Annotated in this window: 10 protein-coding genes; 6 read left to right on the forward strand and 4 right to left on the reverse strand. The window is 61.6% G+C overall.

Annotation, left to right across the window (positions count from 1 at the left end; genetic code table 11):
• The first annotated feature begins 469 nt into the window (after window positions 1–469).
• The 3 genes from Q9S52_RS06700 to Q9S52_RS06710 all read left to right on the forward strand — a co-directional run bounded on the left by Q9S52_RS06700 (window position 470) and on the right by Q9S52_RS06710 (window position 4606).
• Entirely contained in the window at window positions 470–1987 is a 1518-nt protein-coding gene (locus Q9S52_RS06700) for an arylsulfatase (RefSeq protein ID WP_304708570.1), read from the forward strand.
• Window positions 1988–2022: 35 nt separating this feature from the next.
• Window positions 2023–3567, forward strand: coding sequence for a glycine--tRNA ligase (locus Q9S52_RS06705; RefSeq protein WP_304708571.1), 1545 nt, complete (start codon window positions 2023–2025; stop codon window positions 3565–3567).
• A gap of 94 nt (window positions 3568–3661) precedes the next feature.
• On the forward strand, window positions 3662–4606 hold the full coding sequence (locus Q9S52_RS06710; RefSeq protein WP_304708572.1) for a hypothetical protein: 945 nt from the start codon (window positions 3662–3664) through the stop codon (window positions 4604–4606).
• Here the strand turns inward: Q9S52_RS06710 and Q9S52_RS06715 are convergent.
• Window positions 4528–4812 carry a hypothetical protein gene (locus Q9S52_RS06715; protein ID WP_304708573.1) on the reverse strand — a complete coding sequence of 95 codons (285 nt, stop codon included), beginning with the start codon at window positions 4810–4812 and terminating at the stop codon, window positions 4528–4530. The two genes, Q9S52_RS06710 and Q9S52_RS06715, sit on opposite strands and share 79 nt — an antisense overlap.
• Before the next feature lie 1189 nt (window positions 4813–6001).
• Window positions 6002–6193: a hypothetical protein gene (locus tag Q9S52_RS06720; protein WP_304708574.1), complete on the reverse strand. Its 192-nt coding sequence runs from the start codon at window positions 6191–6193 to the stop codon at window positions 6002–6004.
• Window positions 6194–6225: 32 nt separating this feature from the next.
• Between Q9S52_RS06720 and ruvX the strand changes: the two genes are divergently transcribed.
• The 3 genes from ruvX to Q9S52_RS06735 are packed head-to-tail and all read left to right on the forward strand — an operon-like array spanning window position 6226 to window position 9745.
• On the forward strand, window positions 6226–6642 hold the full coding sequence (gene ruvX, locus Q9S52_RS06725; protein WP_304708575.1) for a Holliday junction resolvase RuvX: 417 nt from the start codon (window positions 6226–6228) through the stop codon (window positions 6640–6642).
• A 29-nt stretch (window positions 6643–6671) separates the two neighbouring features.
• Entirely contained in the window at window positions 6672–7529 is an 858-nt protein-coding gene (nadC, locus tag Q9S52_RS06730; protein WP_297628599.1) for a carboxylating nicotinate-nucleotide diphosphorylase, read from the forward strand.
• Entirely contained in the window at window positions 7526–9745 is a 2220-nt protein-coding gene (locus Q9S52_RS06735; protein WP_304708576.1) for a S9 family peptidase, read from the forward strand. Before nadC ends, Q9S52_RS06735 begins: the two co-directional genes overlap by 4 nt.
• Window positions 9746–10782: 1037 nt before the next feature.
• On the opposite strand, the gene Q9S52_RS06740 is transcribed toward Q9S52_RS06735, so the two are convergent.
• Together Q9S52_RS06740 and Q9S52_RS06745 are read right to left on the reverse strand one after the other, a co-directional pair.
• Window positions 10783–10983 carry a hypothetical protein gene (locus tag Q9S52_RS06740; RefSeq protein WP_297832482.1) on the reverse strand — a complete coding sequence of 67 codons (201 nt, stop codon included), beginning with the start codon at window positions 10981–10983 and terminating at the stop codon, window positions 10783–10785.
• A gap of 736 nt (window positions 10984–11719) precedes the next feature.
• A complete protein-coding gene (locus Q9S52_RS06745; RefSeq protein WP_304708577.1) occupies window positions 11720–15031 on the reverse strand; it encodes a HAMP domain-containing sensor histidine kinase in 3312 nt (1103 codons plus the stop codon).
• Window positions 15032–15058: the final 27 nt, after the last annotated feature.

Raw genomic sequence — 15058 nt, forward strand, 5'->3', positions numbered from 1 at the left:
AGGGTACTGCGCTCGGGCCGCGCGGGCCCCACGTCCCGTGGACGGGAAATGCTGCCGCATTTCCACTGACCGCCTCTACCCCGTTCTTCGTTCGCGCGCCTTGGGAAATCTTGTCAAAACGTGCCAGCACATTTTGACAATTTCCCTCTTAAGGCGTGGCGCGCGGTTGCTTTGAAGTAATAAAGGCCGCCCGCTGTGGCGCGAACGCGTCCGCCGGGCGGGCGGTGCGTCGACCTGCGGTCTTCCTCGCGCTTGCGAGGCATCGTCGACAAGCCGACGTGCTCTCGCTTCGCTACTCGGGTCCGGCACTCGGAATCGGCCGCCTCTACCCTATCTCTTTTCGCGCACCTCGCCTGAAAGAAGTACGCGGGCCCCACAAGATAGTACCGCCTTAATAAGGCAGTAATAACCCTATCGAGAACCTCAGCCCTCCAATACAGATGCAAATAAAATCGTATATTTGACGATTATGCAAAAGACCTTAGCCTGGATGGCCGCGCTGGGCGCAGTAGGCGCCGCCTCCGCCGCACAGAAACAACAACCCCATGTCATTCTGATCATGACCGACCAGCATCGGTTCGACTACCTCGGCACCGTCGATACGACCGTCGTGACACCGCACCTCGATGCACTGGCCGCCGACGGTGTGCGCTTCACCAACGGTTATACCTCCGCCCCCAGCAGCACACCCGCCCGGGCCGGGCTGCTCACCGGTCAATCCCCCTGGCACCACGGCCTCATCGGCTACAACAACTTCATCGCCCCCGAATACCCCAACCAGCTGCCGCAACTCATGACCGACGCCGGATACTACAGCTACGGTATCGGAAAGATGCACTGGCACCCGCAACGGTCGTTACGCGGATTCGCCGCCACCGAGCTCGACGAATCCGGCCGTGTCGAAGACACCGGCTTCGTCAGCGACTACCGGCAGTGGTTCGCCAGCGTGGCCCCCGGGCTTAACCCCGACTCCAGCCATATCGGCTGGAACGACCACGCTTCGGACACCTATCCGCTGGCCGACACCCTGCACCCCACCTGGTGGACGGGAGAGCGGGCCGTGCGGCTGATCGAAAACTACGACCCGATGCAGCCCCTGTTCCTGAAAGTCTCCTTCGCCCGACCCCACAGCCCGTATGACCCGCCGAAGCGGCTGCTCGACCTGTATGCCGACAAGACCCTGCCGGCACCCGTCACCGGCGACTGGGACTCGACCTACTCGACACGCTACACCCACGACCCGCTCAGGAACCCGTCCGCCGCTTACGGCGACTTCGGGACGGAATATGCCCAACAGGCCCGCAGGCATTACGCCGCCAACGTCACCTTCATCGACGAACAGATCGGACGCATCGTCGCGGCGCTCCGGGAGCGGGGAATGTACGACAACGCCCTGATCCTCTTCGTCTCCGATCACGGCGACATGCTCGGCGACCACCACCACTGGCGCAAGACCTACGCCTACGAAGGATCGGCCCACGTGCCCTTCATCGTGCGCTACCCCTCGTCCATGAAAGCCAAAGTCAAACGCGGCTCCACCCGCGACGAGCTGGTCGAGATACGCGACATCCTGCCCACCTTCCTCGACGCGGCAGGAACACAAATCCCCGACGGAGTGGACGGAGCGTCCATCCTGACGCTGCTGAAAAACCCGAAGAAAGCCGGATGGCGGACGCAGCTCGACCTGGAACACACCGGCAGCTACGGCGGCAGCGGCTGGGTAGCCCTGACCGACGGGCGGTACAAATACATCTGGTTCTACGGCAATGGCGAAGAGCAGCTCTTCGACCTCGCGGACGACCCGTACGAAACCCGCGACCTGCACACGGCTGCCGAACAGGAGGAACGCCTGGCCGCTTTCCGCAAAAGCATGGCCGAACACCTCGCCGAGCGGGGCGAGCGATGGGTGTCACCCGACGGCAAACTGCTCATCAATAAAAATGTACCCGTCAAGACCCCGAACTTTCCCAACGGCGAGGGAAAATAACTAACTTTGCTCCTTGGATATAACATGCAACTCAAATGACACAGGAGGAACTCTTCAAGAAACTGATCGCGCACAGCAAAGAGTACGGGTTTATCTTCCCGTCCAGCGAGATATACGACGGCTTGTCGGCCGTTTACGACTACGGCCAGTTGGGCGTCGAACTCAAGAACAACATCAAACGGTACTGGTGGGACGCGATGACCAAGCTCCACGACAATATCGTGGGGATCGACGCCGCCATCTTCATGCACCCGAAGACTTGGGAAGCGTCGGGACACGTGGGGGCCTTCAACGACCCGCTGATCGACAACAAGGACAGCAAGAAACGGTATCGCGCCGACGTGCTGATCGAAGACTGGATCGCCAAGCAGGACGAAAAGATCGAGAAGGAGGTGGCGAAAGCTGCCAAGCGGTTCGGCGAGGCTTTCGACCGGGAACAGTTCGTCACCACCAACGGGCGCGTGCTGGAATTGAAAGCCAAGCGGGACGCCGCGCACGAAAAGATGGCCGAAGTGCTCAATGCCAATGATCTGGCAGGAGTCAAGGCATTGATCGAAGAGCTCGAAATCGTCTGCCCGATCAGCGGGACGAAAAACTGGACCGACGTGCGGCAGTTCAACCTCATGTTCAGCACCCAGATGGGCTCCACGGCGGACGGGGCGAGCAACGTCTACCTGCGGCCGGAAACGGCGCAGGGGATCTTCGTCAACTTCCTGAACGTACAGAAGACGGGGCGGATGAAGATTCCGTTCGGGATCGCCCAGATCGGGAAAGCGTTCCGGAACGAGATCGTCGCCCGGCAGTTCATCTTCCGCATGCGCGAGTTCGAACAGATGGAGATGCAGTTCTTCGTCAAACCGGGAACCGAAATGCAGTGGTTCGAACACTGGCGGCAATTCCGGATGAGCTGGCACCGCGCCTTGGGCTTCGGGGACGACCACTACCGCTTCCACGACCACGAAAAGCTGGCACATTATGCCAATGCCGCTACGGACGTCGAGTACGAATTCCCGTTCGGCTTCAAGGAGGTCGAAGGGATTCACTCGCGCACCGATTTCGACCTCTCGCAGCATGCCAAATTCTCGGGCAAGAAGATTCAATATTTCGACACCGAGAGCGGGGAGAGCTACACGCCTTATGTCGTCGAGACTTCGATCGGGGTCGACCGGATGTTCTTACAGGTCTTCTCGGCCGCTTACACCGAGGAACAGCTGGACGGCGGCGATTCGCGCATCGTGATGCGGTTTCCGGCAGCCTTGGCGCCGGTCAAGGTGGCCGTTCTGCCGCTGGTCAAGAAAGACGGACTGCCGGAGATCGCCCGCGGGATCGTGAACGACCTGAAGTTCGACCACTACGTGCAATACGACGAAAAAGACTCGATCGGGAAGCGGTACCGCAGGCAGGATGCTATCGGGACGCCGCTCTGCGTGACCGTCGACCACCAGTCGGCCGAAGACGGGACGGTGACCGTCCGGCACCGGGATTCTATGCAGCAGGAACGCGTGGCCATCAAGGATTTGCCGGGGATCGTGCACGACATGGTCAGCCTCAAGGGGTTGTTCGCCAAGCTGGTGAAATAACCGCATGTAGATTAAAATCAATGAAAAGTTCCGGTTTTCCTTTGAAAACTGGAACTTTTCTCGTATATTTAACCTGTTATCAAAACCGAAAGCCATGCCTCGCCACGCACTTTTCGTCATCGCCCTGCTCGCCCTGGGACAGTCCGGCGCAACGGCACAGAACACCCGACCCGATATCGAAGTGGACTCCCGGTGGGTCGAAACCAGTCTGGAAATCAACGCCATCAAACACACGCTGGGAAGTTATACGCTCCTGCTGCAATTCTCGGAACTCGAAAACACCCGCCAGTCGCCGGTCTATAAGACCGTTATGCGAGGCGCCAGCCAGAAGCTGCTGACCGTCGCGCCGGTGCAGGCGGAACGGCCGGTGGGGTGCCGGTACGCCTACAGCTACATCCGGGGCTACCGCAGTCCGAAACTCGACAGCGCCTTCGTCTATCGCCTGCCGTACAGCACCGCGAAGGGGGAGGCGGTCAGAGCGATTTCGTTGTTCAACCTGAACCAGCGCTACTTCGACGGCCAGCCGGTGCGGGGGTGGAGCGCCTGGGAGTTCCGCCTCGCGCCGGGCGACACGGTCTTCGCCATGCGGAAAGGACTGGTCGTCGAGGCGCACGACGGCGAGGAGCCGGCCGACGAAGGCATAGCGGCCACCTATCGAAGCCGGGCGAACCACGTGCTGGTCGAACAACCGGACGGGACATTGTGCCGGTACGAAGTGCTGGAGAAGGGAAGCATCGCCGTCCGGCCGGGAGATGTGGTCTACCCCGGCACGCCGATCGCCCGGGCCGGGACCTATTATAAAGGGGGAGAGTATCAGGTGCGGATCGCCGTCTATTTTCCGGACGAAAATCCGCGCTTCCGCCAGGGAGATTCGAAAAACGGCTCGGCGTTCGAGTGGGTATACTATAATCCCCGGTTCGCTACGGCTCAGGGAGAGATCCGGCTGCAACACGGGCGCACCTATCGGGCGGTTTCGTCGCCGGAGCTGGTGCAGCGCGAGATGACGAAGCGGGAGATCAAGCAGCGCGCGGCGAAATAGCGCGTCTGCCGGGGTTCCGGATAAAAAAAGGGCAGAGGAGAGATAAATACTGAGAGGCAACGCAACTGAAGACCGTTGGCCCGGTTCGTCGTGTTGCTGGGGTTGAGTTCCGTCGCGTTGAAGTTCAAGTACATGCCACGGTAGTGGTCGTCCGAATCGTAGGACGTGGACGACCAGCTGTACCCGTTGTTGCCGACGTTCCACAACGCGCCCTCGCCGTTGCCGCGGTTGCCCGGGGTTCTCCCTGAACCGGCAGTCGCTCGAATCGGCCCGGTCGGGAACGAAGCCCGACACGAGCGCGGCCCTGAGGCGCACCGTCGCCCGGCCCTTGGCAGGTGAGGGGTTTCAGCGAGCGCAGGGCTCTGTAACTAACGCTTCGGTCGGCGATCCGTCGCCGTCCCGAAGCCTGGTCAGTGGACTGCTGAATTTATCACTCGCGCTGGCTGCACCCCTTAGGCACAACCACTCCTGGAGTCTGTGTCCGTTCCTCTGCCCGTCTGTCATTTTCAGAGGGAGGTGCCGCCGCGTCGAAGTTTTGGCGGACGAAACAAAGTTACAACGTTCGCCGCAAATCCGAATACTTTTGTAGAGTGTTGATTTATCCTGGCAGACACGGCCAGCGCACGGGCAGAGAACGGGGGATAGAGGCTGGCAGTGGAAATGCGCAGCATTTCCCGTCCACGGGACGTGGGGCCTGCCCGGCCCGAGGGCAGGCCCTCCCGTAGGGCAAACGCGCGCCACTCTTAAAGAAGCGATACGCAGTATCGCTCCGTCCCTCCGGGGTCACCCGGACGCCGCCCGCGCAGGGCAGTTTCAGGCGGGACAAAGCTCAACCGCGCGCCCCGCCTTAAGAAGCGATTCAACTGTTTCGGTGGTGAGCCGAAACAGAATGAATCGCGCAAGGCGCGCGAAAACGCGGCGGAGCTAAAGCGGAGCCGCAGTGAGGCGGACACGGGGCGGAGAACTGGAACGAGCTTTGGGCTGAGAGCGAATAGCTAAGTCCCCGTGACAACGGTCGGCCCGCAGCCCCCGGATGCGGAGGGCCGAAATACTCCGCTCCCGCTTCGTCTTCGTTCTCCGCTGGCTGCGGCCAAAAACAAATTGGCTATACTTTTGCGGTTCTCCGAACCGCAGGCCTTGTCGCCCAGGCGCGGAGCGCCTCGGGGGGATGGGCGACAGGCCGCTCTCGATATTTTAGCCGATAAATGGACTGTTGTTTCGGTGGGGTCGGACGCCCGGGAGTGGGCGCAGTGAGCATGCGAACATTGCGGGCCTCCCGAGGGGGAGGCGTCCGGCGCGCGCGGTTCTTCGAACCGCAGGATTCAACTCAAAATAGGGTAGAGGCGGCCAGTTACTTGGGTTAGAGGCTGGCAGTAAAACGCCCTGTGGGCGCGTTTATTCCGAGAGGCAACGCAACTGAAGACCTTGAGCCCGGTAGTCCGAGCGGTCGGTTTTGAGACCCTGCGCATAGAAACCCAAGTCCAGGCCGACAAAGCCGCTCGTGGCAGCAGACCAACTGTACCCGAAGTACCCGCCGTTCACCGGCTTGCCCGCAGATGCATTGCGGTTGCCCGGGGCGGGGTACATACTGAATAATTCCCTATTTTTGCAGAGAAGAAATGAGCAGGATCATCGCCATAGACTACGGACGGAAACGCGTCGGAATCGCCGCGACCGACCCCATGCAGCTGATTGCCAACCCGCTGGACACCGTGCCCGCACACGAAGCCGTCGCCTATCTGACCCGTTATGCGAACGAAAACGACGTCGAAATGTTCGTCGTCGGCGACCCGCGGCAGATGAACGGCGAGCGATCCGAATCGTGGCGCTACATCGACCCCTTCGTCCGCCAGCTGCGGCGCGCCCTGCCCGGGATACCCGTCGTTTTCCACGACGAACGCTTCACCTCCGTGCTCGCCCAGCGCGCCATCATCGAAGGCGGAGTCCCCCGGAACCGGCGGCGCACAGACAAAGGACTCGTCGACCGGGTGAGCGCCGTCATCATCCTCCAGTCCTATATGGAGGCGCGAAAGTAACCACAACCATACGAAACAGATACACCACCATGGAAAAAGCCTACGAACCCTACGTCGACCGGCTGATCGAGCTGGCCATCGCCGAAGACATCGGCGACGGCGACCACACCTCGCTCAGCTCCATCCCCGCCGACCGGCGCGGGCGGATGAAACTCCTCATCAAACAGGCCGGCGTGCTGGCCGGCGTCGAGGTGGCCGAACGAGTCTTCCGGCGGCTCGATCCGACCGTGGCGTTCGAGCGGATACTGAACGACGGCGACCGGGTCGAACCCGGCCAGATCGCCTTTTATGTCGAAGGGAACCTGATCTCCCTGTTGCAGGCCGAGCGCGTGATTCTCAACCTCATGCAGCGGATGAGCGGCGTGGCCACCCAGACCGCCGTCTATGCCGACCGGCTCAGGGGGCTGAAAACCAAAGTGCTCGACACGCGGAAGACCACCCCCGGGATGCGGATGCTCGAAAAGATGGCCGTCCGGATCGGAGGAGGGGAGAACCACCGCATCGGGCTTTTCGATATGATTCTCCTGAAAGACAACCATATCGACTTCGCCGGGGGAATTGAAAACGCGCTCCGGGGCGCACGCGAATACCTGGCCGAGAAGCAGAAGGATTTGAAGATCGAGATCGAAGTGCGGTCGTTGGATGACATCGATCGGGTGTTCGCCGCGGGCGGTGCCGACCGCATCATGTTCGACAACTTCACGATCGAGCAGACACGTGAGGGGGTCGCCCGGGTGGCGGGGCGTGCCGAGACCGAGTCTTCCGGCGGGATCACGCTCGAAAACCTCCGCGACTATGCCGAGTGCGGCGTGGACTACGTATCGGTGGGCGCCCTGACCCATCAGATCAAAAGCCTCGATATGAGCCTTAAAGCGGTTGAAGCATGAGACGGATATACGGTTATATAATAGGCCTCGCCCTACTCGGCGGTATGGGCGCGGGGGTGCAGGCGGCTCCGGAGGCGAAGCGGCAGATCGGCTACGACGATATCGCCGGAGGAAAACTGGCGGCACGGAGCGTGTACGGACTGCGGGCCATGGAAGACGGCGAACACTATACCACGCTGAGCCGCAACGGAGATGTGCTGCGGTGGCGGTATGCCGACGGGGCGATGGTCGATACGCTGTTCCGGCGGCCGGAGGGTTTTCCGCAGGTTTCCGACTACGCGATCGGTCGCGACGGGCGGCAGATGCTGCTGACCACGGGTCGCGAACCGATCTACCGGCACTCTTCGCGGGCGGATTACTATGTTTATGACCGCACGACGGGCGACCTGCGGCCTTTGTCCGTGGGCGGGAAGCAGCAGGAGGCGACTCTGTCGCCGGATGGAACCCAAGCGGCGTTCGTGCGCGACAACGATCTTTTCGTGGTCGATCTCTCGTCCCCGGCGGCCGACGGGACTTTCGTCGAGCGGCAGATTACGCACGATGGGGTGCGGGGCTTCATTATCAACGGCATTCCCGACTGGGTTTACGAAGAGGAGTACAGCTTTGCACGGGCCTACGAGTGGGCGCCGGGCTCGGACGCCATCGCTTTCTACCGGTTCGACGAGAGCGGCGTGCGCGAATACTCGATGAACACCTTCCGCGGGGGGCTGTATCCGGAGAACTACAATTTCAAGTATCCGAAAGCGGGCGAGATGAACTCGGTGGTCGGCATCCGGATCTACCGGTTCGACGGCGATTCGATCGTCGATGTCGACCTCGCGTCGGGGGCCGATTCGACGGACATCTACGTGCCCCGGATCGAGTGGGCGGCGACGGGGCGCGACGGGGACGGAGCGAGGCTGGCGGTGCACTGGCTCAACCGGTTGCAGAATCATTATCGAATCCTGCTGGCCGATGCGACGACGGGGGCGACGTCTGTGCTGTACGAAGAGCGCGACCCGCGGTACATCGAACGGATCGACAACGAGACGGCGACTTTTCTGCCGGAGGGGCGCGGATTTGTGGTCAAGAGCGAGCGGGATGGGTGGATGCACCTTTACCGGTACGACATGGCGGGGCGGTTGCAGAACCGTATTACGGAGGGGGCATGGGAGGTGACGGCCCTTTACGGAATCGATGCGAAGCGCGGAAGGGTCTATTATCAGTCTACCGAGGATTCGCCGCTCGGACGGGGGATCTACAGCGTCGGGCTGAACGGTCGGGGAAAGTGTCGGCTGTCGGCGGCGGACGAGGCGGGGACACATACGGCGGTTTTCGGGCCGGGGTACCGGTACTGGATCGACTATTTTTCGAACAGCGAGACGCCGACGGTGGTGACGCTCAGGCGGGTGGCGGACGGAGGTGCGGTGCGGGTGCTGGAGGACAACGCGGCGTTGCGGCGTCGGATGGCGTCGGAGTATAGCTTGCCGCGAAAAGAGTTTTTCACCTTCACGACGCCGGAGGGGACGACGCTGAACGGCTATCTGCTCAAACCGGCTGATTTCGACTCCACGCGGCGTTATCCGGTGCTGATGACGCAATACAGCGGTCCGGGGTCGCAGCAGGTGGCGGACAAGTGGGGGTGGTCGTGGGAGGCGGCGCTGGTGCGGGAGGGGATTCTGGTGGCGTGTGTGGACGGCCGCGGAACGGGTTTCCGGGGGGCGGAGTTCCGCAAGTGCACCTACGGGAATCTAGGGGGGCTCGAAGTGCAGGATCAGATCGCGGCGGCGCGGTACTTGGGGAGTTTGCCTTATGTCAATCCGGCGCGGATCGGGATTTACGGCTGGAGCTTCGGGGGATTCATGGCCCTGAACGGCATTCTGAAGGGGAACGATGTCTTCGCGCTGGCGGTGGCGGTGGCGCCGGTGACGTCGTGGAGGTATTACGACACGATCTACACGGAGCTCTACAATGGGTTGCCGCAGGACAATGCGGCGGGGTACGACGACAACAGTCCGATCTTTTTCGCCGACCGGCTGAAGGGCAAGTTGCTGCTGGCGCACGGCACGGGGGACGATAACGTGCACATCCAGAACAGTTATGAGATGATCGAGCGGCTGGTTCGGGCGGGCAAGCCGTTCGAGATGGCGATCTATCCGGACAAGAACCACGGGATGGGTTCGTCTCGGGATCACCTGTTGCGTCGGGCGATCGAGTTTGTCAAGTGCGGGTTGTAGGGGGTGTCGGACAGGGATTTTTAGTCTCTTCCTGAGCTTTCGGACGCGGCGGGCTGTATGCCCGCCGCGTTTTGTATTTTGGTGTAGTGTGGAAGTTGATTATTATTGTCTGTGTGTGTAATGGATTGGACTGAGGCGGCAAATTGCCCACCGCGGGCCGTGGGACCCGGCCGGCCTGAGGCCAGTTCTAGGCGGGACAAAGCTCGACCCGTGCGCGATCGCTGGAAAAGGAAATCTTTCAAACGCGTAGTGCGCGTTTGAATAAGATTTCCGCCAGCGCGCGGACAAAGATTTGGGCCGTCGGCAGCTGGAGGATGCGTCAGCATCCGTCTAAAGTCTTTGTTCACAAAGAGAACAGTACCAGCCGGGGTAATGACCGGATCGCGCGCCGCCGCCTAAAGAAGCGATTCAACTATTTCGGCGACAAGCCGAAATAGAATGAATCGCGTAAGGCGCGCGAAAACGCGGCGGAGCGACAGCGGAGCCGCAGTGAGGCGGATACGGGGCAGAGAATCGGGCGGTGAGTTGGGCTGTGCTTGTTCTTCAGGCGCGAAAACCGATTACGGTTTTCGCGCCGCGCTGGGCCGAGCAGGGGGCTGTGGGTTGGGCCGAATTGTTGGTCGTGCTATTGCGGTTCGTAGAACCGCCGGGCCTGCGCGCTGGGCCGTTCGGCCCACCCCCGGAGCGCGCAGCCCGAACCCGACAGAATTGGGGCGGTGAGTTAGGCTGAGCTCTTGCGACCCTTTGGGTCGCGCAGTCCGCCGCTAGAGGCGAGCTGCTATAGGCTGCGAGCGAATAGCGCGATTCCAAGAGGAATCGCCGTCCTCGGCAAGGGCGACGCTTTAGCGGCGCGAGGGGGGCGCGCCGAGGACGAACCCGGCTGAAAAAATAGTGCTTTTGCGACCCTTTAGGGTCGTGCGGGCCGAAGCCTCCCGCCGCGGAGGCCCGCAACTCGCTATGCTCGTTTTAGGCCCCGCAGGCTTCGACCCGCTTAAACCAAGAACGAATAGTGCGGTTCTTCGAACCGCCGGCGCCGTTTATTCCGAGAGGCAACGCAACTGGAAACCGTGACCGCGATAATGCGCTCGACTCGGGTTGAGAGTCCGTGTGTAGAACCACAAGAACTGCCCGTAGATATCGCTGACCGTGGAACCCCAGCTGTACCCGCCGTTGCCGATGTCGTCCAGCACGCCCGAAGAGTCGTCGCGGTAGCCCGGGGCGGGCTGCGTGACTCGCAAAATCTGAATAGAACAGCCGTGCCCAAGCCCGGGTTCTAAGTCCCCAATCGGTTCTGTCGAAAGCTCTCCTGCCCGTTTATTCCGAGAGGCACCGCAACTGAAGACCGTAAGCGCGGCCACTCGCGTAACCGGGATAGAGCCAGGCTACGCTGAAATCCAGCCGTGCGTCGTCCGTACCGTTGGCCGTAGAGGAGGATCTGCTGGAACCACAGTAGCCGATATTGCCTTGAAAGCCCGTATCCCGGTGGCGGTAGCCCGGGGCGGGGCCGAGCGGCGCTCGAATTGCAAAATCTGAAAGAAAATAGGCCCAAGCCCGGGTTCTAAGTCCCCAATCGGTTCCGTCGAGAGCCTCCTGCCCGTTTATTCCGAGAGGCAACGCAACTGAAAACCGTAAGCACGTGCGTCCGCGTTGATCGGATAGAGAGCTGTCGTATAGAAATTCAAGTACATCCCCCGGTAGTGGTCGCCCGAATTGAAAGACGTCGCCAACCAGCCGTACCCGCTGCTGCCGACACTGGCCGGTGTCCCCTCGCCGTGGAAGCGGTTGCCCGGGGCGCGCCCACAGGGCGTTTTACTGGCAGCCTCTACCCCCAAGTAACGGCCCGCTTCACCCCCAATGGCAGCCTCTACCCCAAATAACGGCCACCTTACCCCCAACACCCACCTCTACCTCCAATGATCTCCTCTATCTCATTTGTCAAAAGACCCTTTGGGGCGAGAAGCCATCCAAAAACACCTATGCCCCCGCAGGATGCTCCGCCTCGTCGATCGGCAAATCGACCACAAACGTCGTTCCCTCGCCCACCACGCTCTCGAACCCGATGCTGCCCTCCAGCAACTCGATGATCTTGCGCGAGATAGGAAGGCCGAGACCGCTGCCGCTGCTCTTCGTCGTGAAGTTCGGCACGAAAATCTTCGCCTGAATCTCCTCCGGGATGCCCGTTCCGTTGTCGCTGATCCGCACACGCGCCCGACCCTCCGAGACGTGCAACCCGATCTCGATCCGTCCGTTCGGACGGTCGCCCACCGCCTGCACCGCATTCTGGCAGATGTTCACGAAGACCCGCGTCAGGTGATCCGCGTCTGCCGTCACCCATACCGGCCCCTCGTTCGCCCCCAAGTCCAGTTGCAGCTCGATCTCTTCGTGATCCGCGTAGAGGTTCGCCACGTTCTGCAACAAGACCCGTAGATCGATCTGCGTCGGATGCCCTTCGCCCATCTTGGCGAAGTCCGAAAACTCGCTCGCGATCTTCGTCAGCAGGTCGATCTGATCCAGCAGCAGCGCGAGCGTCTCCTGTACCTTGCGGTTCAGCTCCGTCTCCACCTCCTGTTGGCGCAGCGTCCGTTGCAGCATCTGGATTTTGAGCCGCATCGGCGTGAGCGGATTTTTGATTTCGTGGGCCACCTGACGGGCCATTTCGCGCCAGGCCCCCTCGCGTTCGCTGCGCGCCAGCTGGCGGTAGCTCTCTTCGAGGTAGTCGATCATCCGGTTGTACTGCTCTACGAGCAACCCCACCTCGTCGCTGATCTGGCGGCTCGAACTCGAGCCCGCCGCGTCGATTTTCTGCATCTTCGAGATGTTCCGCATCGCCTCGTGCAGCTGGTTGAACGGCTTGGTCAGCAGCCGATAGAGGAACTCTGACAGGATCACCGAGATGCACAGAATGATCAGGAACAGGTTCAGCACGTCGGCCAACAGCTCGTGGCGCAGGAATCCGCCGTTCGCATCCGCCCCGTAGTACTGGAGGTTCAGGTAGCCTTTCAAGTCGCCCTCCACGATGATCGGGACGAAAGCCGACGTGTACTGCGCACCCCCGATATCCATCACGAACATCGGCCGTTTCAGGTAGTGCAGGCTGCGATAGGCCTGACTCCGCATCCGGGCCAGGTGGATCGTGTTGTAGGCCGACGACGCGATCAGCCGCCCGGACGGACTGAACAGGCTGATCGAGAACTCGTCCTTGTTCTGTTCCGTCGCGAGCCACCGCTCAGCCGTTTCGCGGTCGAACGGCTGGTGGGCCAGGTAGAGCGACAGGTCGGTCGCCAGCCGCTGGATCGTGGTGTTCACCACCCGCCGGTTGTCACCCTTGAATTGAGCCATCGTGTGGCGGATGATGACGGTCGTGACGGCCACCATGGCGAAGAGCACCACGCCGATCACCACCGTTCGGATCTTGAAAGTCATTCGGCTGCTGAACCGCTGGATGTCGAACGTATATCCGGTCAGTTCGAGCAGCAGACCGCACAGCACGAACAGGATCAGGAACGTGTAGGCGTACAGCGCCGCCACGTCCAGCAGCGTGCTGTCGCGGCGCGAGACGATCAGCAGGCCGTGGCGCGCCCCCGGTTCGTCGTAGTTGAACAGGTAGTGGGCATCTCCGTTGGCGTAGAGAATCGTGTCGTGTCCGCTCGGCACGGCGGCCAACAGGGCCTGATAGTCGTTGTCGTTGCCGTGTTTGAAGTGGATGCGACCGTCCGTCACCCGGACGTAGGTGAAGTGTTGGAACCGGATGTCGGGCGTCAGTTCTCCCTCGGGCACCTCTTCGTCCTGCTGGATGATCCGGTCTTGCGGCGAGGTGGCGAGGATGCGGGCATAGAGCCGTTGGGCATTGGTCTGCGCCGCCGTGTCCTCCAGCGTGGCGAAGAAGGTGAAGTAGGCGCTGTAGATCGCCAGCGAGAGCAGGAACGGGCCCAGGTAGCGGTACTTGATCTGGGAGTAGCCTACGAGTGCCATCGTGAGGTAGAACAGCAGCAGGATGTAGCCCGTGTATCGGATTTGCGACTCGACCGGGGCCAGCAGCAGGACGATCAGCCCGCCGGTGAACAGGGTGCGCTGCCACAGGCGCCGGGTCGCGAAGAGCGTGTGCCGCACCCGCACCATCAGGAACCGGATGCCGACGAAGAGCACGAACAGCAGGTAGAAGATCACGCTGTTGTACGACAGGTCGAAGATGTCGTATATCTGGACATTGATGCGCGGCGTGTAGATCGAGAGGATCAGCGCGTAGTGGAAGACGGAGACGACGACCGCCGTGAGCAGGCAATAGAGCCCCAGAACGATCTGTCGGATCCGTTCCGGGCGCTGCCGGCAGTCCCAGGCCAGTTTCGCCCGGATGTTGAACAGGAACGCGACGTAGACGAATCCCATGCCGAACGTGAGGAAGAGGTCGCCGAGCGACCCCAGGATGACATTGTTGGCGCCGTATACTTTGGCGAACAGCGATCCGTTGGCGTTCGGAATGCCGACGTAGTGGAGCCCGACGCGCAGCAGCGCGAGGACGATGAAAAAGAGGGCCGCATGGCGCAATGCGTTGTGTCGTCGCGTGCGGGTGCGGATCAGGTTCTTGAGGTAGAGGCACAGCAGCAGGATCGCCGCCCAGCCGCAGAAGGCCGCTCCGCCGGGCACCTCTTTGCGCGGTTTGGCTTTGAGGTAGAAGGCGCAGTTGTCGGTTTCGATGCGCGTGGCTCCGATCTGCCGGGCGTGGGGGCCGTCGGAGGTGGGCAGCAGCTCGATGCGCTGTTCGCGGAAGATATAGGGGTTGAAGAGTCCGGTCTCTTCGTTGTAGAGGTTGATCGTCACCACGGCCGATCGGTTGCCGCGGGCCCGCACGAGGATGAGCCCGTGGCGCGGCCCGATCTTCCGGATCGAATGCGACGGGGTCAGCCAGAAGTCGTTCATGTTGACCTGGTACGGGAAGTTCGACCAGTAGACCATCGTCGTGTCGCGGAAGAGCAGCATCGAGACCCCTTGTTCGCTCCATCCGGGAGGGATGTCGCCGCGCCAGAGCCTCTCGATGTAGAGGCTGTCGTCCTCGGCTTCGAGCCAGTTGCGGGCCACGCGGTCGGTTTCGCGTTCGATGCGGGTGATGGCCGTCCGGATGTGCCTCAGCCCGGGATCGACGTCGCGGCCCACGCGGAAGGCGATGTAGTAGATGTTGACGGCGAAGAGGGCGATGGTGGCGGGCAGCAGGTAGGGGATTGCCCGGGCTCGCAGCCGCAGCCCCAGCCCTCGGATGGGATTGGTGAAGTTGTGTCGGGAGAATCGCATAGGATCGGATGCTGTGAATCGGGGGGG

Origin of the sequence: uncultured Rikenella sp. (assembly GCF_948810725.1) — a bacterium.
Taxonomy (GTDB): Bacteria; Bacteroidota; Bacteroidia; order Bacteroidales; family Rikenellaceae; genus Rikenella.

What these genes read in the sequence shown, in the direction of transcription:
- Q9S52_RS06745 (WP_304708577.1), bottom strand. Translation starts at nt 15,031, where the DNA reads ATGCGATTCTCCCGACACAACTTCACCAATCCCATCCGAGGGCTGGGG.
- Q9S52_RS06720 (WP_304708574.1), bottom strand. Translation starts at nt 6,193, where the DNA reads ATGTACCCCGCCCCGGGCAACCGCAATGCATCTGCGGGCAAGCCGGTG.
- nadC (WP_297628599.1), top strand. Translation starts at nt 6,672, where the DNA reads ATGGAAAAAGCCTACGAACCCTACGTCGACCGGCTGATCGAGCTGGCC.
- Q9S52_RS06705 (WP_304708571.1), top strand. Translation starts at nt 2,023, where the DNA reads ATGACACAGGAGGAACTCTTCAAGAAACTGATCGCGCACAGCAAAGAG.
- ruvX (WP_304708575.1), top strand. Translation starts at nt 6,226, where the DNA reads ATGAGCAGGATCATCGCCATAGACTACGGACGGAAACGCGTCGGAATC.
- Q9S52_RS06735 (WP_304708576.1), top strand. Translation starts at nt 7,526, where the DNA reads ATGAGACGGATATACGGTTATATAATAGGCCTCGCCCTACTCGGCGGT.
- Q9S52_RS06700 (WP_304708570.1), top strand. Translation starts at nt 470, where the DNA reads ATGCAAAAGACCTTAGCCTGGATGGCCGCGCTGGGCGCAGTAGGCGCC.
- Q9S52_RS06710 (WP_304708572.1), top strand. Translation starts at nt 3,662, where the DNA reads ATGCCTCGCCACGCACTTTTCGTCATCGCCCTGCTCGCCCTGGGACAG.